Here is a 20094-nt window from a genome sequence, read left to right on the forward strand (position 1 = left end):
CCACACCAGCCTGCATTGCGCTCGCCTGGCTGCTTTCGTCACCGCAGGTGACCAGCGTTATAGCGGGCGTGCGTAATGTGGAGCAACTCAGGGGCAACCTCTGCGCACTGTCTGTTGAGCTCAGTGAAGAAGAAAAAGGAATGCTCGATGAGGTCAGTCATCCAGGGATTCGTTATCCGGGCTGGATACAGTCATATAATGCCGCGAGTCGTTTCCCTGCGGGCTTTACCGATACCGGATCCAGTTGGGTGCTGGGCGAGTCACCCGTCTGAAATAAAATATATATGGGATGTCCGGTTCGTATTTAGGCCGAAAAGGGCTGGTACAAAATAAATGCCAGTAGAAGCTGAATATCTCAGTGTCAAAGATCCGCTGCTCGCTCGAAGCAGCCTGATGGGCTTCACCTACAGCAGTTTGGTGCCAGAAGCGGACATTACTGGCAGACTGAAGCAGATAAAGTCCTGCCCGCATGCGGCAATTAGAGCTCTCACATTGTTTATGCTGCAAACCGGCTTTCTGGTAAACCGGCAAAGACTGCAGATTCGGCCTTCAGTAAAGCACCGTCATAAATTGATGGCGCAGAAAGCCCCACAGAAGCAGTGGTGCAGTAGAGGTTGGTGAAGCCCTCACCGGCCAGTATCGGACAGGTGCTCTGGATACCAGGGGATGGCAGGATAGTGTCTGTGGTCCCATCCGGACTGTAACGAACAATACGATTCCCTCCCAATTCAGCATTCCATAAATAGCCCATCGCATCCACGCAGGAGCCGTCAGGTGCACCATTGCCTGCTGTTTCGGTGAACACGCGCGGGTTCTCCAGAGATGGATAATCGCAGCAGAATATTTTGCCCTGCATCGAGTCGCTGTAATAGATCGTGCAGCCATCGGGGCTGAAACAGATGCTGTTCGGGATGGCGACCTCGGGCAGCGCAAGCGTTTCAACAGTCAGCGTTGCAGCATTTAGTCGGTGAAACTTACCGATGACTTTTACGGGATAACCTTCATCCATAGTCCCAAAGACAAAATTACCGGCACGGTCGCACCGTCCGTCACCTGTGCGGGTGCCTGTTTCTCCCGGTGAGGCTGCCACCGTTGTAAGAATACCGGTGTTGAGATCATAGAAAGCCAGCCTGGACGCGAGTCCCATCAGCAGAATGTGACTCTTTTCGGTCAGGGCAAAGGATCCAAGGCGTTCTGGCAGCGACCAGCGCATCACAGCGTCATCGCCTTCTTCTAAGGCGAGTAGTTCACTGCATTCAATGTCAGTCCAATAGAGTCTGCATGTTCTTTCACACCACAGGGGGCACTCTCCCAGCGTATTCCTGACATCAGCTGCAATTGAAAACATGTTAATCCTCCGGATAAATAAAGGTCGTACTGCACATTGAGCGTGACTCACCCGCGTCTGCGCTGTGGTAAACGTGGGTAAACGCAGTTACTGCAGATAACGCGCAGAAAGTCGATCGCTGAAAAGCATGACGGCAAGTCCGATCAGCATAACCAGCATTCCCCCCAGCCTGAGTAACGAAACCGGACGCCGCACAGCGCCCAACAAGCCAAAATGATCAATCATCTGCGAGGAAAGTAACTGTCCGACAATCGCCAGCCCGAGCAGAGCTGAAAACCCAATTTTCGGCGCAAGCACGACATAGCTGAACAGTGCACATGCACCTATCATTCCGCCCGCCAGACTCCAGAGGGGTTGCGACGGGATCGCCGCTAGCGATGTCATCAACCCACCCCGCAGCAGCGCGTAAATCCCTAGACTGAACGCGCCCGCCGTAAATGAAAACAGCGCCGTAGTGACCGGGTCGCCGCCCAGTCCCTTTGCCAGCTGGCTGTTCAGGGTCGTCTGCAGGGTGATCCCCAGACCTGCGGCAAAAGCGATTACGTAATAGGTCATGCCCATGCTTTTCATCCTGGTCAGTCGGCCTGCACCAGCGGCAGGAAGGTGTCAGCAAAAATGTCAGGCTGGTAGCCAGAGGCTGCAAAAAGGTGCTCACGCGACTCATCAATCGCCGCACGTAGTCGCGCGCTGTCTACGCCCAGCACCTTACCGTTCTGTTTAACGATGCGTCCGCCGATCATGACGGTGTCGATGTTGCTGCGCTCGGCGGCATGAACCACCGTGCCAAAGGCATTGCCGGACGGGTAAAGATTGAGATCACTGACGCTAATCAGCACCAGGTCGGCTTGTTTGCCTGGCGTCAGGCTGCCAACTTTGTCCTGCAGCCCTGCACAGGCAGCGCCATCAAGAGTCGCGGCTTTAAGGAGTTGCGCCGCCGGAAGCGTTTTCAGCGCATGTTCAGAATCGCAGCACTGCTGCTGATGCATGCCCATCACGCGCTGCAGGTAAAAGGCGACGCGCATCTCCATAAACATATCGGTGCTGTACGACGTTTCATTGTCTACGCTCAGGCCAGGGTTGATGCCATGACGCTGCGCGGCCTCAATGGCGAACATCCCGCTTTCGATGCCATAGTGCGAATCTGAGCGCGGACAGACGTTCACCCGGACACCGGCCTCCCGCAGAATTTCCCATCCCCTGTCGGGCAGCGCCGTGCAGTGATTGAAAATATTGTCCGGACCCAGAAGCCCCTGCTGATGCAGCGACTCAAGTTCAGACCCCATCTCAGCGCCAAAGAACTCAGTGACAATCGACAGTCCCAGCCGGCGGGCTTCGGCCCACAACTCCGGCTCCAGCTGGGCCATGACGGCGAGAGAGACCAGGCTTTCAGGGTTGTCGGTGAAATACTTATCCTGCAGACGCTGCCAGTTTCCCGGCCAGTGCGCTTTATCCCATTCGCCAGCTACCGGTGCGCCGGAAGCATGAATGGCACGAATGCCGGTATCAAGCAGGGCCTCGACGGCGGCATCGGAATGCGCTGCGGTTCGGCTGTTGTGCGAGTTATCGATCATTGTGGTGATGCCCGCGTCAATAGCGCCCAGCGCCGTCAGCAGGTTGCCAACATAGATATCGGCAGGACGGTAATATTTAGCGAAGGAGAAGTGCGTGGCGTTGCTGTAGTCGTCCAGGCAGGTGGCGTTTGGGTTAATGCGGCGCAACTGTCCTTCCCATGCGTGACGATGAGAATCGACCATTCCCGGCATGGCGATCATGTTGGTGGCATCAATGACATGCGCACCAGGCACATCCAGGTTCTGGCCCACGGCGGTAATAGTTGAGCCGTTGATGAGAATATCGCCGTGCTCAATGTTACCGACGCTCCCATCCATGCTCAGTATCGTGGCGCCACGAATCAACGTAGCCTGTGAAGTACTATTCTGATTATTAACAATATTTCGGATGTATTTGGTCATTAAACCTGCCTCTTTCCTGATTAATGGGGAAACGATACACCACGTTATTAGCCTGAATAAGATGCTTAAAGCGTTTTCATAATTCATAATTCGCGAATAATCAGACTCACTTTTACCCAGGAGCAGGACGATGGATCGGATTCAGGCTATGCAGGTTTTTATAAGGGTTGCTGAAGCCGGAAGCTTTGTGCGCGCGGCAGAGACACTGTCACTGCCAGCTTCCACCGTCACCAGCACGATTAAAAATCTGGAGAAATACCTGCAGGTACGTCTGCTTAACCGGACAACAAGACGGGTCAGCCTCACACCTGAAGGACTGCAGTATCTGGTGCAGTGCCGGGAGATCCTGTCGCTAATTGAACTTAGTGAATCCAGCCTGAGTGATTCCGTCAGGCGACCCCAGGGACGGCTGCGGGTTGATATGCCAGGGGGTATCGCCCACTTCGTCGTCATGCCCAATCTGAAAGAATTTTACCGGCTCTATCCGGATATTTACCTGATGATTGGCGTCAGCGACCGGCAGGTCGATCTTGTTCAGGAAGGGATAGATTGCGTGATCCGAACCGGAGAATTAACCGACTCCACGCTGGTTGCGCGGCCACTTGGCCGGTTTCGCTGGGTGACCTGCGCCTCGCCTGACTATCTCAGGCAATACGGTGTGCCTGAGACGCCGGAAGCGTTGTCGCTGCATCGGGCGATTCATTACTTTTCCGGTTCGGGAAGACGCACTAATGAACTGCGTTTCACACGAGGCACTGAGGCCTTCTCTGTGCCGGTTGAGGGGGATGCAGCCGTTAACGAAACGGGACTCTATATCAGACTGTGCCTTGAGGGTTTTGGGCTGGCGCAGCTTGCTGAGAATGTGATTTCGGAGAATCTGCGGCAAGGCAAACTGGTCGAGGTTCTGGCGGACTGGCAGCCACCTTCCGTGCCGGTGACGATGCTCTATCCGCATCAGCGTTTTCTCTCTCCCGCCGTGCGTGCTTTTGCTGACTGGGTCGGCGAACTTTTCAACGATGTCGCAGGTGAGAAACGGCCTTCCCGGTAAGAGATGGTCTTGAGAGCAAGAGTACGCTTCAGAACGATAATGGACTGCATCCACAGCAGAGGAACCGATCGTTCCCCTGTGGTGCCAGCCAATTCAGCCCGTCTGCTGTACAGGTTCCAGATGCGCATTTCGTCCGGCAGCCATTCCGGTGCAGGCACCTGCGACCGCGATTGCTGCGGTCATCAGTAATGGCAATGTCCAGCCTCCGGACAACTCCTGTACTTTGCCCAGCAGCAGCGGACCCATCGCCGCCATCAGATAACCGACGCTCTGCGCCATGCCTGACAGCGCGGCGGCGTCACCGGCATTTTTGGTACGAAGTCCGATGAAGGTCAGGCCCAGCATCATACTGGCACCCGAGCTGAAGCCGAGAAGAGCAGCCCACAGCATCGCCAGATTCGGCAGGTACATGATGCCGATAAAGGACGCAGCGGTTAACAGGCTGACGCCGGCAGCGGCTGCTTTCTGATCGTTGAGGCGACGCAGCGTGGCGGCCAGAATCAGGCCGGGAATGGCGGTGGTCAGCTGAAGAATGCCGTGTACTTCACCGGCCTGGGCTGAGGAGAGTCCACTGTCCGTTAGAATGGCGGGCAGCCAGCCGACAGCAACATAAAACGGCATCGCATTCAGGCCCATAAACAAGGTGACCTGCCATGCCAGAGGCGAGCGCCAGACCGCGACGGTCGCCGTTGTTTTCTCACCCGCTGCTGGCAACTGATGCTTCATCTTTAACTGGGGCAACCATAAAAGCAACGCAAGCAGCGGTGCAATAACCAACATGGCTAACGCGATGTTCCAGCCCCAGTTCTGCGTCAGAGGAATGACAACGGCTGAACCAATAGCACCAGCCGCGCCCATGGTGATGGAATATGCCCCCGTCACGGAAGCCACGTTACCAGAAAAGTCGCGTTTGATAAGGCCAGGCAACAGGACATTGCCGAGGGCAATCCCGATACCTAGCAATATGGTTCCGCCATAAAGCGCCCAGACACTGCCTGTGGAGCGAAGCAGGATGCCAGCTGAAATCACGGCCAGGGCACCAAAAAGGGTGCGTTCAAGACCGTACTTGTGTGAGATGGATGCGCTCAGCGGTGAAAAGGCGGCAAATGCCAGTAAAGGCAGCGAGTTAAGCAACCCAACGGCAGTAATACTTAGCCCAAAATCATGGCGAATAGACTCTAAAACGGGTGCGATAGCGGTAAAAGGAACACGCAGGTTGATAGCTATAAAAAGGATGCCGGTCACAAGTATGATTGAAGACCACTTGTTCGTAGTGTGGGACATAAATTTTGCTTTCTCTGGTAAAAAGAAAGACTTTAAAGGACGCATGAGTTACAGAATATAGATAACCTGACAACATATAACTAAATCATGCCACTTAATAAAAAACCGGTGACCTCACCGGATGAGTTTAATTCCGATGCTTTCAGTCAGGCTGCTATCGCGCTGCATGTATCATCGTCAGGCGAGTATGCAGGTCAGAGTCCGCACGCTCACCGTAAGGGACAACTTATTATCTCTTTGCGCGGTGCAGTGAGCTGTGAGGTTGAGGATGCGCTGTGGCTTGTTCCACCCGGACATGCTGTCTGGGTTCCGGGTGAAATCCCCCACAGTTGCCGGGTCACGAAGAATGCAGATACCTGCTTTCTGTTTATCGAACCCGGCGCGGCAGCGATGCCGGAAATCTGTTGTACCCTGGCGATTACTTCTCTGGTCCGCGAGCTTGTTCTGTATCTGGCAGAACAGGGACAGGCTTATTCTCCTGACAGTAAAACTGCCAGGCTCGCAGCGGTGCTGCTGGAGCATATTCCGGATGTGCCGGTTGAAGCGCTCCATCTTCCCGTATCCGATCATCCTAAAATCCGGAATATGGCGGAGGCACTTTTTAATGAGCCTGATGATCGGCGAACGTTAAAGCAGTGGGCTGCGCATCTGGTCACCAGCGAACGATCGCTGGCCAGGCTGATAAAAGAGGCGACAGGAATGAGCTTTGGTCGCTGGCGTCAGCAACTGCATTTGATGATTGCCCTGAGCCATCTGGCTGAAGGTCAGTCCGTGCAGCGCGTAGCCGGAACGCTGGGATATGATTCGGTCAGCGCATTTATTACGATGTTCAGAAAAGCGCTGGGTAAATCACCGACGCAATATTTTTCGTCTCTAAACTAATGCAAAACAACACAAACCGAATTTTTATAAAGAACCCCAGCGTCCGCTGTTCACTCAAAACTGCCTGTCATTCCTGCTTAAAAAACAGGCTTAACGTAGGATATTTTCCGTTTTCCAAGCGGACCCTAGGTACAATGCGCAGCTATCGCTGCCGATATATCTTCCGGAGAACAACGTGGACGATAAAAATGCATACAAAGAGTTGCAGCATTTCTATCTGATGAAATTCAGGAAATGTTCATCAGAAGACACGCTGGAAAGGGTGTTTGAGCGTTTGAGAGATAAATTGTCCGGGCATGAACTTGACGCGATGATGAGTGCGTCTGATCACCGCAGAGCAGAACTAAAACACAAGCAGTTGTGGGATAAAGTTCCGGCCAGTGCCTGGAGAAATCTTTGAACCTGTTACGTTAACTGTATGTTAATAGCTTAATCACTTTCACTTGCTTCAAAATGACTTTTTTTACCTTAAAGCTGCTGTGAGACGTTGCTACTTCTGACTTGTAACATCACGGAAAAGTGATGGGAAAGAGGTAAACGCGCCCATTTTCGTGATTCTTTTGATAAACAATCAGCACTCGATCAAAATTTCATTTTTTTTTCAGATTCTTGACAACCTCCGCAAGCCTTATGCGGCGAGGACTTAGCGTTTATTACGCTTTAGCAACCTCAAGTTAGCACCAAAATCAACTCTTGTACTCAAAACAAAGGTTACTAAAATGATTGTCAAGGCCTAGATATGGGTGTGTTACCAGAGGTAGCCGCTAGATGTTGTGGCGAGCTTTAGGTCAAGAGAAGGATATGAAAAAGCCCGACTGATGAGGTCGGGCCTTTCAAAACGGGAAAAAGTTTGCGGCTTTTTCCACACGCCGTATGTGTCTGCCAGCTGAAATTAGCTTAACGATAAGAACGGCATCCTTCAATTATTTTATCTTGCTTTAATGATTTGACATTGATTCTAAAGTGAATTTTCTAAGTCGGGTTCTTGGTGATGCTTGAACCTTACCCCAACGAGATTTACGCCGTATGTGTCTGCCAGCACCAGACACAACAACTGTAAAGACGAGCCCAAGGGTGTTTACAGCCAGGCGTAAAGAGATGGAAGAAATCAAATGCATATGTGGCTTTTGGTACTGAAACTCGCGCAACCCCTGACGGTCATCATTCTGACCTTAAGGGAATACTGGCATGAACGTAAACACTGAGCCTGGAGGCTTATATGAGTAAGTTGTTGAAACTGATGCACCCGATGATCGCGATTATTCTGGTAATTATGGATTACATAGAAAACCGCTGAGGCAGGTATGAAAAATCCCGCTCCGGCGGGATTTTTTCTGCACGCGCTCTGGCTGTATTCACTAGTCAGTACCGGAGTATCATTCTTAAATATCGCTCACTCACACCAGGTTCCAGTCGAGGGTTGAAAAACCATGCAAGTGCCTGGCCGTCCATCTCACCAAGCTCATTAGTGAAAGCACCAATCTGGAAATACGTGCCGTAATTGTCATAGAGGAAATCGTGCACCCGGACAAAGAACTCCTCAAAATTTATACCGTAATACCATTCCGACAGCCGTTGTGATTCCCAGTGGCGCACGCGCTTCGTAATACCGTTATCGTCGACAAATACTCTGTCGAGATAATTTATTGCGCTTCTCTCAATGTCTTCGAGCTGTTGCTGCGTGATTCTCTGGTCACACTGAAAGGCACAGAAAAGAAAATATCCTGGGTTACCTGTGCTGTAAGAGCGGGAACGCAGGTCTTTCATCGTAATCCCTACCTTTGCATCCCCGGGAGACCTTGAGTCAGCACCTACGTATACCCATTTGTAAGGCGACTCAAAATTTGCCTTATCCCGTCTCTTGACGGCGGCCATTTTATAGTCGTCTTCAGGAATTTCCAGGTCATAATGCTGCTCTGGTTTTTTCACGGTTCCCTCTCTTGTATTGATGTATGTAGTCTGATGGGGCAAAAATTAAATGTCATTAATCTATCAGGTCGTAGTTGTATCTATGCTTCGATACCACACTTCAGGTCGATGTAATTATAAATGTTTATTTTCCGCCTCCCGGCACGTCCGTTCAGGTTTGTGACACCTTTGACAGAAACTGTACTTTCCAATGTTTCTAATATGTTCACGCATATGTAAATCCGGACCGGCACGATGCCGGTCTGCAAGCACATGCTAAAGTTTACATACTTGATAACCAGTAACCCGGTAAAGGCAGGGGGTCATCCTGCTTTTGCCGGGCTGGACAAGCCCGGCGGGAACCGGGCGCGTCAGCGCTGTGCTTTATCGATCGCCGCCAGAATCTGCTCCGGTGACGCCAGCCCGGCAAAGACTGTGATGGTTTCATGTGAGGCATTTTCCACTGGCATCACAATCAGTCCTGGCGTACCCGTGAGCCCCAGCGCCTGCGCGAGCGCATCGTTTTTTTCCAGAACAGGGGCATGGTCCACGGCGTTCAGCGTATCCACGCCGGCGGCGTGAGCTGCCGCCTTAAGATCCTCTGTTGTCAGGTCACCCTCGATGTGCCCCGTGTGATATATCCCGTTGTGGTAGGTCAGGTAGCCAGCAGCACCTTTCGCTTTCCAGACCCCGATACCGTACTGCGCCGCCAGGGACGACATCTCCCACTTCTGTGCAAATATCGGCCACTCCTTGAAAATGTAACGCACGTCAGGGCGGGCTTTCATCACCTGCTCCATCCCCGGCGCCAGCCTGCTGCAGAACACACACTGATAGTCGAAGAACTCAATCACGGCTACCTTCGCACCGGCCGGGCCGGTCACCGGCGTGTCAGTATCCCTGAGCAGTGCCGCCTGGTTATCCATGACCTTCAGGCTCATGGCCAGCTGCTCACGCGCATGCTGTTGTTGCTGCAGCTTCTGGCTGACCTGCACCAGGACTTCCGGGTGTGCCAGCAGATAATCAGCGGCTATTTCCCCGATGCGGGCTTCCTGCTCTGGCGTGAATGCCGGTGCAGGTGCTGCATGGAGTGGGGTAAATAAAGACAATATGATTGTTGTAACTAATGACAGTGTTGTCTTTCTTACGTTCACGTGTGCTCTCCTGATTAACGTTCTTTCTGAATGGTGCGTGGGGGGGCGTGCTCCTGATGCTCTATCTCACGTCCGCGCTCAGGCATATCGCGCGGCAGCGGCATGTCACGCTGCTGCTCAGCAAGATCCCGGGCAACCTGCCCGGCAACGGCACGCTCGCCGGTGGCTTTATCCTGCGACAGTGCCGGCAGCGGGCCGGTACGCGCTTTATCCGCCTGAAGTTCCCGCTCCTCGCCGGCAATGCGCGCAATGTCCTTCCCGTCAGGTGCGGGCTGGCGCTCCTGTGTGGCGTCGTCTTTCATACTGAGACGGATATCCGCGACACTCTCTTCTTCAGGCAGCACAATACGGCTCTGGTACTCCTCATACGCCTGCATCTCCTGCTGACGCTGTGCCTCTGCAATCGCATATTCATCGCTTCCCCGCAGCGCCTGTATGGCCTGCTCAATGGCACGGGCAGGAACAGATTCATCGTCACGAACGGGGGCGATTGTCGGCACCGTCACGGCCTCTGACTCAGCAAGCCTGATCGTCTGTGCACGGGCAGCCTCTTCCGACAGGGCTGCGCCCTGGCTGACTTTCAGCATCCACGGTGAAGGCTTCTCGTCGCCGGTCTGCCACACCACACCGTCCTCGGGGTGCTCCCTGACCGCTTTAAACGCCTCGTCAGCCGTGCGTACCACATGGGTGTTCCCGCTGCGGCTGCGCTGCATGACTGCCCCGGTCGCGCCCTCGGTGGCCACCATACGCACGTCACCCCGCATCAGGTGACCGGTGTCACTTGCTACCAGTGAGACGAGCGCCAGCCCGGCGCTGCGACCGTTGTTGTCATACAGGGGCAGCGCCAGGGACGGATCCGGGAAACGCCGGGTGGCCGGGATCACTCTCGCGGTGAGGTTATGCTCTCCCATCGCCTCATGCCGCGACCACGCGCGCCCTATCGCGGTTTTACCGACTGGCTGTCCCATCGCCCAGATCACCTTCGCCTGTTTTCGCTCTGTCTGCGGGCTGAGGGCATCGTGTGCCGTCTTGAGATCGTACTCGGTTCGTTTGATGCTCTTGACCCACTTTTCCGTCCCGTCCGTATAGACCTGCACATGCTGTTTTGCACGCGATAACGAAATGTAAAAGGCACGTTTGTGTGCCATCGCCTGGCGGCTTCCCTCCGTCCCTTCCAGCGCCAGTACCGACCCCTCACTGGCACCCTGTGCACCATAGCCTGTGATGGCCCAGGCATAATCCAGATGCTGTTCGGCCCTGACCTGCACGGGATTGATGGTTTTCTTCCCGTCCGCGCCCTGCAGCACGATGTCCCCGCTATCGGTCACCTTCTCAACGGTAAATTTCTGGTTGGCAGCCTGCCCCCGGTTACGGTCGGTGACGGTGAAGCGCACCACGGCACCCGCTGCGAGTATTTTCTCGCTGCGTTTAAACAGCTCCACGTCGCCGGTGAGCAGCTCGCGGGGTGAAACCATCGCGATCCGGTCATTCTCGTTCCGGACGGTAACAAGCGAGCCGTTATAATCGACGGCCACCACATCCTGATAGGTGTCGCCGCGCTTCAGCACCATCCCCGCCTCCCAGGCCGCCAGCTTGTTGAACTCATGCCGGGTATGCTTAATTTTTTCCAGCACCGGCACGCTGATTTTTTTCTGGCCCAGCTCCTCCCGCGCGTCCAGTGCGTCAAAAATCTCCCGGTTAATGGCCGCGCGATCGTCGTTCAGCTGGGCAATAATCAGCGTTTCGTCCCGTGCCTTCGGCGTGCGGCTGAGCCAGTCAGCCACCAGGTCACTGACCGGGTTGTCTGACTCCGCCAGTCCCTCAGAGGGGGGCTGCCAGTCCGGTTCCTGACGGGCAACGAGATCCGCAGGCTGATGCTTCAGCCGCTCAAGCGCGGCATCGATGCGGTTATCAATGACGTCATGTACCGCGTCACGCAGGTTGACTTCCTTCTGGCGGACAATCTGTTTCATGATGGCCACATCCATCGGGCTGCGCTCCTGAACCAGCCTGAACGGTGCCCCTGATTCCGGGGATTCAAACTGATCGATGTCCCCCATCGACACGCCCCGCCCCCCGCCGGCCTGAATGGCCAGATACGCGGCGGCAGTGTCCTGGTTGCCCAGCATCGAGGATTCATCAATAAGGAAAACGCGGTTGCTGAAGTCGGGCTTTTCGCCGGCGGCCTTCATCTGGTCATACTCGACGAGGAAGGATTTGACCGTCTGTGCCTCGATCCCCACCGCCCGCAGCTCCTTCACCGCCTGGTGCGTGGGTGCAAGACCATGCAGTGCGGGACGAGCGGATGCCGGCAGAGTGTCGAGTGCGCTTTTCACCGCGCGCACCTGGGTGGTTTTACCCACCCCGGCATACCCCTGTATACCGGTAAACTGATCCCGGCTGTTGAGGACCAGCTGCGCCGCCGTCTTCTGCCCCTGCGTCAGGCCGTCGAGCAGGGCATTATCCACCTGCTCCATCAGGGGCGCCTGGGTGTCCTTGCCCGCGACAATGGCGCTGATGATGGTTTTCTCCATCTCCCAGGTCGCGCGGGCTACCAGCAGGGGCTCTGTTTTGTTCGGGACGCGGATCAGGTCGCCGTTTTTGATCATCGCATTGATTTCACGCGTCACTTCCGTCAGACCCGGATGAAACGCCGTCGCGGCCTCAGCCAGCTTCAGCTCGTTGAGGGTGACTGACTGCTGATCGGCAATGGCACGCTGGACCGCCAGCGCGGCGTCACTCAGCACACCGGCCTGAAGTGTCCGGACAGCGCTGCTGATGTCGGCCTCACCGCTGAGTTTCGTCACAAGCTGCACCGGCGAATTGTCGACACGCATTCGCTGCAGCCGTGCCTCCGCCCGGTCCTGCGTCTCGGCCGTAAATATCTCGGCGCGGCTCCCGGACTGCGCCAGGGAGTTCATGGTCTGGGCTGAGATATCACGCGAATTAAGAGCGGCCAGCACCACGCCGGTGTCGTTGTCACGGTTGCCCGGCCCGGCCACGTAGCCGTGGGTCACATACAGCGGCCTGTCTGCCGGCAGCGTGACGGCCTTTCCGTCCCGCATGACCCCGATGCCCTCCGGGCTGATGCCGGTCACGGTCAGCCTGTCTTTTGCCTTCAGGCCTGCACTGCGGTCGGCGGCCAGCGCAATAAGTTTATCGCCGCCGGCAACGTGCAACTGCTCGCTGTTGAAGAGTCGCCAGTCGGCGGTCAGGTCGCTGATTTTTTGCCGTACCAGTACCCCGTCGCTGTCGATAAGCGACAGCATACGTGTCTCCTCATGCACCCTGTCGATAATGAAGTGCCGGGCTTCACGCTCCGACCGGTCCTCCAGTACCTGACCGGCACGGTAAGACCCGGCCATGCGGCGGGTTTTGCTGTCCAGCCACACCGGGGTGCGCGCCTCAATGGTGACACCGTCACGCTCAAGCTGCCCCGCGTTCTGCAGGGCATCGCGGATAAGTCCGGTCAGCTGCTTCTGCTCGCGCTGCCCAATCACCACCGCCGTCACCGGCTCCGTGCCCGGATTCAGCTCCGCAAAGCGGGTGGCCAGCGCACTGTACCGATCGCGCTTGTCAGCAATGCTGACCACCTCCGCTTCAAGACCCGGCGACGGCTCCGTGCGGCGGCTGCGCTTCACGCCGGCAGATTCCAGCACTGACATGGCATTCCCGTTCGCCTGACGACCCGCGCTGTCGAGAAAGACCAGCTGGGCGTCTTTTTCCCGCGCCTCACCCAGCAGGATCAGCGTTTCCTTCAGCCCCAGACGCTCTGCCCCCTCAATAATGAGCGTGCTCTGTGGCCGCAGGCTCAGTTCCCCCTTCAGCAGCTGCTGTCGCCCGGTGATGTGTTCCCGCAGCGCATCTGATTTAGCCAGTGAAATGGCACGTTCAGCCGAGCTGGCCAGCACCTTCACTTCGCGGCCATGCGCGGCAGAAATACCGGCCAGCTGCTCCGTCAGTTCACGGATGCCAGCCACGCCCTTCGGGGCATTCATCAGTACCAGGGCATCCTTCTCAACAGGCTCAAGGGCGGGCGGCGCGTACTGTGCCGGACGGGTGAAGCTGACAACATGCGTTTCGCTGAGGTGCTCCTTTCCCAGCGCCTGAATGGAGAGTTCATCGAGAAGGTGATGGCGGGAGGTGAACACGCCTTTCTCTGCATCAAGCGGCACAATCAGCCCGTCCTTCAGCGCCTCATCCAGTGCCAGTTTGATTTCTTTGACGTCGGGTATTTTGTCGCTGAATTCGGTGGTGCTCAGCAGCAGCTCCCCCCAGGTGAACCGGGTTTTGCTGTCGCTCAGCTGAGAAACGGCCATGCGCACGGCATCCGTCACCTCCTGGCGAACGTCGGGCTGCTGCGAATCTGCCGTTTTCACGTTCCCGCCCCGCTCTGCGCTCGCCGGTGCGCTATTCCGCTCCGGAACACTGCGTGCCGGCACAGGCTCAGCCGGGTCACGCCCTTCTGCAGATCGGGCCGGTTGTTCCGCGTCGCGCTGCCCGTTACTGCGTGTCGCCTGCTCATCACGGGCAGGCTGTTCTGCCGGCGACGGCGCTTTCGTTGCGTCCGGTTGTGTGGTGTCACGAAAAGGTTGCCGGTGCGCCGCAGGGATGGCCACGGCCCCGGCGTCGGGCGCATCGCGCGGCACCACGCTGTCCTGGTAGGCTTTCATATCCCAGCCCTTCTCTTTCATCTGGGTCTGCCAGCGCTCCATCAGGCGAAGACGGGAGGGATCGACTTTGGCTTTACGGGTGTTCTTGGCGGCGATATCGAGGCTTTTCAGCGTGGCCTCGGCACCGACGGCACCCCGTATCTCGCGGCCGCGCGAGGAATATTCCTCACGGACCTCTTCCGGCACGGCCTTAATTTCCCACATCCCGTGTGGCCCGACTTCCTCAATTTCATGCCCCAGGGTTTCCACGCGATCACGCAGGGCGGTGCGGTAAAGTTTTCCCAGCGTGACCTGCATTTTCATCACTGTCTCGATAAAACCGGCGTTGTGGATGTAGTCCGTGGCCAGCGCCTTCCATTTGCCGTTCAGCTCCGTCATGTTGGCAACCAGCATGTGTGTGTGCAGCAGCGGATCGAGGTTACGGGACGTGTCGTGCGTGTAGAGCGCGGCCACCATTTTCCCGGTGGGGATGATGGAGGTTTTGCCGTCCACGGTTTCGCGCGCGGAGATCAGTTTTTCAACGTAGCCTGCCGCCACACGCACAGCGTACTGATGCGCTTCCAGCATGGCTTTATCCCCGCCCACCAGGGCGAGGATGGAGACACTTTTCGGTGCCGAGAACGTCAGGTCATGGCCGGGGCGATGGGAGTGGATACCGTTGACCTCCTTACCGAGCCGGGAGCCGTCAGGCAGGCGGCCCTCGAGCACGGCCGTCAGCTGGTCGCTGCGCACCGGACCGTCCAGCCCCAGCGCACTGGCCCCCTCACCCAGCCATTCGCTCTCCAGCTGCCCGAGAAAATAGTAGTTGTCTTTGTTGCTGTAGTAGCCTGCCGCATCACCGGCAGACACGATGGGGGCGGGTGACATCATCGTTCGGGTTCTCCGTCATAATCGCGTTCAAAATCGGCTTCATCAAAGCCGGGGTCTTCGGGGTGGCGGTTAACGAGGATGTTTTCCTCCTCGCGCTCCATCCGCTGGCGGGTATTCCCGTCTTCGTTGTGGTGTCCGGACGCGGTTCCGGGCTGGCCGGCGGCCTTCAGCTCCAGCCCACCGTTTTCCAGCTGCGTGACCTGCATCCTGAGTTCCTGTGCCTCTCCGCCGCCTTCACTCTCATTACTTTCTGCAGCATCAGCATCGAGTGGCTTACGACGCATACGGTTCAGCAGTTCTACCGGGGAGGCAGAAGCAGGCGTTTCGTGCAAAGGTGTTTTTGGCAATGGAGACGGCTTTATTGCTGTGGGGGCATCATTAACAGCCTCTGTCGCCGGGTTCTCCGGCGGTGTCTCTGCAGGAACCGGACGAAGATGGGCAACACCCGGACGCCGGGGCAGGGATGGTTCAGGACGTGTAACCTGTAGCGGCGCAGCGTTAACAGATTCTCCGGCCGGAGGCTGCACGGCTTCCTTGCGGGCTGGCTGGACCCGCTGTGATGGCGTGGCAGCAGGAGCCGGACTGACCGGCTGACCTGACAGCTGTGTATCTGGTTGTGCCGCCGCTTTTTCCAGATGCTCTTCCCCGGTCGGGAACACCAGGCCGGCCAGGGCCGCATCGCGCTCGTTCTCCCTGATCACCTTTTCCAGCTCGGGGCTGAGGGCGTCACGGATATTGCGCTCCTGTAATGCCGTGTTTATTTTTTTGATGTTGCGGTACTTCAGCGCCAGCTTCACCACCGGGTATTCGCCCGGCAGCCGCACGTAAAACTTCAGGTTACGCAGCTGCATGACGTCTTCATAATCAACGATGGGCTGGCTGACCTTGTCCTTGCCCAGGGATATCCCGTCACGCACCTGATCGAGGCCGTAGGAGTTCTGCTCGCGTGCCTCGCGGCGTCGCTGATTCCCCAGCTCTTCCTCGACCATTTTCGCCACCTCAGCACTCGGTGAGCGGCCATACATGCGCGTGTTGAGCAGGTCAAAAATCGCTTTGGCCACTTCCCGGCCATACGAGTTGATAAGCTGCGGCATGTTCTGGATACCGATGACAAAACAGCCACCAAACTTGCGCCCTTCCGCCAGCGTCTCCTCAAACTGGGGAATACGCTGAAGGCTTGGCGCTTCATCCATGATGAACCACACCCGGCGGTCGGCGTTCTCGCCCATGCTTTGCAGGTAGAGGGTGGCCATCGACATCCACATCGAAATCAGCGGGCGCACGCTTTTGCGGTGACGGGCCTGTGTGGAGATAAACAGCCAGCTGTCACTGTACTGTTCGCTGGTCATCCAGTTACGGATAGTGAATGAAGGCCGCGTGCCGTCATCCAGCCCCTGAAGAAACCGCAGCGCCTTGGCATAGTTGGTGACAACCGAGCGGATGGAGATGGCCGTTTTTTCGATTTTCTCTTCGACCAGGTTCGCCGCCGGCGTGTTGGCCAGATACTCGCGCAGGCTTTTCATGCTCAGTGACAGAAGTGTTTTGAGGAATTTCTCGATACTGCGCTCAGGGTCTGCTGACATGCGGATGGCAAGGTCTGAGGCAATCGTCCGGGAACTGGAGACCCAGAACGGATCGGACTCACCCTCCACGGGGATGAGGCTGGTTGCAAAGTTTTCAAAGTCGATAACATCCACGCACTCTTCCCACAGCTGCCAGTTGGCGCAGCGCTCATCGTGCGGGTTGAGGATGAAATCCTTGTCCGGGTTGTAGTGGGTCTCGATGAAGGTACAGCCGGAATCGTAAATGATGGCGCGATCGCCGCGCCGGCGGATGATATCCAGCAGCCAGCGGATTGCGGTGGACTTGCCCACCCCGATGGTGCCGTGTATGAGGAAATTCATCACTTCGGCGTTTTTAACCAGGTGCAGGTCGCCGACACGCAAATCTGACAGCTCGCCATTTTTACGCAGCAGGGCATTGACCTCCGATGCGAACTCGGTGAGTTTCATACCGGAGAGGTATTCGTCCTCGCTCTCCTGTTTACCAATCCGCGCGATGTACCAGGCGACGCCGGCGAAGACCGCCATGCTGATCACACCCGCTATCGCTGCGGCGGTCTGCAGATGCCCCGCCAGCCTGTCACCCATGAACTGCATGTACGGGTCTTTCAGCATCTGCTGGAGAGTCATTTTGAGCGTCATGGTGGTGCTGGTCGGCGCGTAGAAGTAATGGATCTCATAAAACTTCCCCTGACCGGCCGGCATCAGGTCGATGAAACTTTCGTTGACCCGTGCAAACCAGTACCAGCTGCCGTTATCCAGCATTTCCTGGGGCGTCAGCCAGAAGAACAGGCATGCCGTGATGGCACCAAACAACAGGAATACCCAGTAGCCGATCCAGTTGTTCACCTGCAGAAACATGCGCCAGCGGTAGGCGGTCATCTGCCCGCCCTGTGTGAGGTTTTTTCCTTTAAAGCTCATAGATTTTGTCCGGCCGTTATCGCATCACCGGTGTGGTGATGTGCGTTATCAGGGAAGAAAAGTTGAAGCAGGTCTGATTAACCTGGTACTGCGGGGGAGGTCGTTCTATGCCAGCTGGCTCAGCTCATACTCTGCCTGATGACATCCGTCCTCCCAGTCCTGTTCGTTAATGCTCACTGCCGCAGAACGGACAGCGGCGGCCACCTCTGTATAACCGGGTGAATGTCCCGCCCGGGATGCCAGACCATAGAGGGTGAATACGTAGCCTGCCCAGTACGCAATGAGGGCCTTGTCTTTACCTTCAGGAAGCGAACCGAATACCTTCAGACAGGTGGCTGTCATCAGCAGCTCACTTTCAAGATGGATAAGCGACCATAATCCGGGCAGATCATGCTGCTTGTTTTCAGAATTCATGATGGAAACAGTCCCTTGACGTTAAACCCGCAGCGCTCGCCGCAATCCGGACACCGGCGCAGCCGTTTGTCTGGTGAGGAAGCGAAATATCCACTGTGGGTGAGAAAGGCACATACGCGCCGGGCTGAAAGACCTGCAGAAAGCGGTTATGGCGATGAGACTGAAAGGTAATGCCGGTCTTCCTCCTGCTGTTTAAGTTCATACGTTGCGTCCCTGATGCCGGTCCGCCACGCCTGTTCATCCATTTCAGTGGCCAGATGTCTGACAGACAACGCCACATCCGCGCAGGCTTCAGAGTCCCACAAACTGGCGTCCAGGCCCTCCAGGGTCATAACGTACCCGGCCCACCACGGCGCAAGCGCCAGCCGCTCATACTCTTCAACGCTTCCGGACTGGCGGATAATGGCTAGGGCATGAACCAGATCGCTTTCCAGCGCAATCAGCGCCAGCAGGTCTTCTGAGCCACCCGGCCTGCGATACGGGATATATACAGACACTATTGCACCTCATCATGTTGCGCCTTTCCGGATACAGCAATGCACCCGACGACGCTGCGCGCGACAGGAAGGCGAAACCGGAAAGGCGTTGTTAACAGAGAAGTCAGGCAGGATGCCCGGAGGGGAAGTGGTGTTACATGATGCCGGCGATGGACCTGGCCAGCTGCGCCTCGAGCACCGGTTTTGCCTCGTCAAACTTGAGGTTAACCTTGTTGGCGTTCGAGACCACACGGGTCTGATATTTCGCCCGGTTGCCCTGCTCTGTGCTGGTCTGCAGCTTCACACCGGAGGAGCCCTGTTTCAGCGCCGCCACATTGTTCGTTGTGACGACAGCCTTGCTGCGCTCGGAGATTTGCAGATCGGTCACCATCGTGTAGTTGACGTCCTCGACCAGCGCATCAGCCGCCATACCGACAAGTCCTGCAGCCAGCCCCGCACCGAGTGTTGCGCCAGCGGAGCCGGTGTTATAACCCGTAATGCCCGCGCCCAGGGCAGCGCCCGTCACTGCTCCTTCGTAACCGGAACTGAGGAAGCCCTGCGACTGGCGTAAATCCATTTTGTCGGCCTTGAGCACGTTCGCCTGTACCCAGAAATACGCCGCGTCCGGAGAGGCTGATACCTGATACCCTTTTGCAGTGAGTTCTGAGGCAATTTTTGTCTGCAGCCCCGACATATCTTTGTCCGACGTGTTTCGCACCTGAATATACACCGTTCTTTCAGAGGCAGGCTCAAGCCAGATGGTTTCACTCATTTGCGTTCTGACGTCCAGATTGCGCTTTTTAACCGCTGTGCTCATGGCACCGCAGCCGCTGAGAGCAAAAACAGACAAAGCGAGGCCGCAAACTGCAAATTTATTCAGTTTCATTTAAATACCTTATTATCTTTGATTGTTTAAGATAGGGAGAATCTAGGATTGCATTGATGGGACTGAGAGTGGTTGTGGCAAATAAAAAGCCACCGGTCTTCGATGGCTTTTATTAAAAATATTATATTTTCTTTGATAGCTTGGTCAGTTTACTCATAAATGAGCCAACTCCATAGCGAGTAGCTTCCGCGCTCACTATGCCTTGCATGATCAAAAAGGAAAACATAAATACAAAAGGAGAAGCAACCAAAAGGTCTGGTATCCAAATGCATATAACTGCCAAGCTCAAATTGCAGATAAAGAAAAAACGTCCAAGTTTAATCACTAGAGGTTTAAACCTATTGATGATAATGGATTTATTCCGGACGCTTTGGCTCAGAGTGAGATAAGCCAGCATAGGTCCGTATAGCATCGCACCTATAAATAATGCAAAAAAAATACTCATGCCACCGAATAAGAACGCGAAGCCATATTCATTGATAACATTCACTTTGTTATCAAAATGATTAACATATGGCTCGAATTTAATTGCGACGAGAATAATTACTATTGCATAGCAAAGCGCACAACTTAAGGGCCACGCCATGCTGAGTTTTAACGCTTTTACAGGACGAACCAAGGGCCTAGAATCATCTTCGATATCCTGCATCAGCATACGAAGATCTTCATTTACATCACTTTGAGTAATTACCATC

General features: G+C 55.7%; 16 protein-coding genes. 4 read left to right on the top strand and 12 right to left on the bottom strand.

The genetic code is table 11. From position 1 onward, the window contains the following. Positions 1-272, top strand: a 272-nt coding sequence (locus tag ABIC80_RS21530) for an aldo/keto reductase (protein WP_429178508.1), incomplete at its 5' end; no start/stop codon positions are given. Positions 273-496: 224 nt separating this feature from the next. On the opposite strand, the gene ABIC80_RS21535 is transcribed toward ABIC80_RS21530, so the two are convergent. The 3 genes from ABIC80_RS21535 to ABIC80_RS21545 all read right to left on the bottom strand — a co-directional run bounded on the left by ABIC80_RS21535 (position 497) and on the right by ABIC80_RS21545 (position 3321). Then, positions 497-1348: an SMP-30/gluconolactonase/LRE family protein gene (locus ABIC80_RS21535; protein ID WP_429178509.1), complete on the bottom strand. Its 852-nt coding sequence runs from the start codon at positions 1346-1348 to the stop codon at positions 497-499. Positions 1349-1435: 87 nt separating this feature from the next. After that, positions 1436-1909, bottom strand: coding sequence for a DMT family transporter (locus tag ABIC80_RS21540; RefSeq protein ID WP_429178510.1), 474 nt, complete (start codon positions 1907-1909; stop codon positions 1436-1438). Between the two features lie 14 nt (positions 1910-1923). Beyond that, positions 1924-3321 carry an amidohydrolase family protein gene (locus tag ABIC80_RS21545; protein ID WP_015697044.1) on the bottom strand — a complete coding sequence of 466 codons (1398 nt, stop codon included), beginning with the start codon at positions 3319-3321 and terminating at the stop codon, positions 1924-1926. 130 nt (positions 3322-3451) lie between these two features. Between ABIC80_RS21545 and ABIC80_RS21550 the strand changes: the two genes are divergently transcribed. Beyond that, positions 3452-4369, top strand: coding sequence for a LysR family transcriptional regulator (locus tag ABIC80_RS21550; protein ID WP_015697045.1), 918 nt, complete (start codon positions 3452-3454; stop codon positions 4367-4369). Positions 4370-4462: 93 nt separating this feature from the next. On the opposite strand, the gene ABIC80_RS21555 is transcribed toward ABIC80_RS21550, so the two are convergent. After that, complete coding sequence (locus ABIC80_RS21555; protein WP_429178511.1) at positions 4463-5653, bottom strand: MFS transporter; 1191 nt, start codon at positions 5651-5653, stop codon at positions 4463-4465. A gap of 87 nt (positions 5654-5740) precedes the next feature. On the opposite strand from ABIC80_RS21555, the gene ABIC80_RS21560 reads away from it, so the two are divergent. Further along, positions 5741-6535 (top strand): AraC family transcriptional regulator, encoded by a 795-nt coding sequence (locus ABIC80_RS21560; protein ID WP_187510456.1) that lies wholly within the window; start codon positions 5741-5743, stop codon positions 6533-6535. A 175-nt stretch (positions 6536-6710) separates the two neighbouring features. Then, positions 6711-6935, top strand: a complete 225-nt coding sequence (locus ABIC80_RS21565; RefSeq protein ID WP_376748750.1) for an Hha/YmoA family nucleoid-associated regulatory protein — start codon at positions 6711-6713, stop codon at positions 6933-6935. Positions 6936-7897: 962 nt separating this feature from the next. Here ABIC80_RS21565 and ABIC80_RS21570 read toward each other — a convergent pair. The 8 genes from ABIC80_RS21570 to ABIC80_RS21605 all read right to left on the bottom strand — a co-directional run bounded on the left by ABIC80_RS21570 (position 7898) and on the right by ABIC80_RS21605 (position 20093). Beyond that, complete coding sequence (locus ABIC80_RS21570) at positions 7898-8464, bottom strand: hypothetical protein (protein ID WP_312200639.1); 567 nt, start codon at positions 8462-8464, stop codon at positions 7898-7900. Between the two features lie 350 nt (positions 8465-8814). Further along, the gene (locus ABIC80_RS21575; RefSeq protein WP_429178512.1) at positions 8815-9597 is read right to left on the bottom strand and encodes a DsbA family protein; all 783 of its coding nucleotides are present in this window, start codon (positions 9595-9597) and stop codon (positions 8815-8817) included. Positions 9598-9611: 14 nt separating this feature from the next. Then, complete coding sequence (gene mobF, locus ABIC80_RS21580; protein ID WP_429178513.1) at positions 9612-15140, bottom strand: MobF family relaxase; 5529 nt, start codon at positions 15138-15140, stop codon at positions 9612-9614. Beyond that, a complete protein-coding gene (traD, locus tag ABIC80_RS21585; protein WP_429178514.1) occupies positions 15137-17623 on the bottom strand; it encodes a type IV conjugative transfer system coupling protein TraD in 2487 nt (828 codons plus the stop codon). Before traD ends, mobF begins: the two co-directional genes overlap by 4 nt. A 105-nt stretch (positions 17624-17728) precedes the next feature. Further along, on the bottom strand, positions 17729-18037 hold the full coding sequence (locus tag ABIC80_RS21590) for a hypothetical protein (RefSeq protein WP_429178515.1): 309 nt from the start codon (positions 18035-18037) through the stop codon (positions 17729-17731). 146 nt (positions 18038-18183) lie between these two features. Beyond that, positions 18184-18534 (bottom strand): hypothetical protein, encoded by a 351-nt coding sequence (locus ABIC80_RS21595; RefSeq protein ID WP_277170515.1) that lies wholly within the window; start codon positions 18532-18534, stop codon positions 18184-18186. Between the two features lie 133 nt (positions 18535-18667). Continuing rightward, the gene (gene traT / locus ABIC80_RS21600; protein WP_429178516.1) at positions 18668-19399 is read right to left on the bottom strand and encodes a complement resistance protein TraT; all 732 of its coding nucleotides are present in this window, start codon (positions 19397-19399) and stop codon (positions 18668-18670) included. A 121-nt stretch (positions 19400-19520) separates the two neighbouring features. Beyond that, a complete protein-coding gene (locus ABIC80_RS21605; protein WP_346441141.1) occupies positions 19521-20093 on the bottom strand; it encodes a hypothetical protein in 573 nt (190 codons plus the stop codon). Position 20094 lies beyond the last annotated feature (1 nt).

It is taken from the genome of Kosakonia sp. 1610, from assembly GCF_050435845.1.
GTDB classification, from domain to species: domain Bacteria; phylum Pseudomonadota; class Gammaproteobacteria; order Enterobacterales; family Enterobacteriaceae; genus Kosakonia; species Kosakonia cowanii.

Excerpts from the sequence above, each read along its gene's own strand:
- ABIC80_RS21535 (WP_429178509.1), bottom strand. The coding sequence starts at position 1,348 with ATGTTTTCAATTGCAGCTGATGTCAGGAATACGCTGGGAGAGTGCCCC.
- ABIC80_RS21540 (WP_429178510.1), bottom strand. The coding sequence starts at position 1,909 with ATGGGCATGACCTATTACGTAATCGCTTTTGCCGCAGGTCTGGGGATC.
- ABIC80_RS21545 (WP_015697044.1), bottom strand. The coding sequence starts at position 3,321 with ATGACCAAATACATCCGAAATATTGTTAATAATCAGAATAGTACTTCA.
- ABIC80_RS21550 (WP_015697045.1), top strand. The coding sequence starts at position 3,452 with ATGGATCGGATTCAGGCTATGCAGGTTTTTATAAGGGTTGCTGAAGCC.
- ABIC80_RS21555 (WP_429178511.1), bottom strand. The coding sequence starts at position 5,653 with ATGTCCCACACTACGAACAAGTGGTCTTCAATCATACTTGTGACCGGC.
- ABIC80_RS21560 (WP_187510456.1), top strand. The coding sequence starts at position 5,741 with ATGCCACTTAATAAAAAACCGGTGACCTCACCGGATGAGTTTAATTCC.
- mobF (WP_429178513.1), bottom strand. The coding sequence starts at position 15,140 with ATGATGTCACCCGCCCCCATCGTGTCTGCCGGTGATGCGGCAGGCTAC.
- traD (WP_429178514.1), bottom strand. The coding sequence starts at position 17,623 with ATGAGCTTTAAAGGAAAAAACCTCACACAGGGCGGGCAGATGACCGCC.
- ABIC80_RS21590 (WP_429178515.1), bottom strand. The coding sequence starts at position 18,037 with ATGAATTCTGAAAACAAGCAGCATGATCTGCCCGGATTATGGTCGCTT.
- traT (WP_429178516.1), bottom strand. The coding sequence starts at position 19,399 with ATGAAACTGAATAAATTTGCAGTTTGCGGCCTCGCTTTGTCTGTTTTT.
- ABIC80_RS21605 (WP_346441141.1), bottom strand. The coding sequence starts at position 20,093 with ATGGTAATTACTCAAAGTGATGTAAATGAAGATCTTCGTATGCTGATG.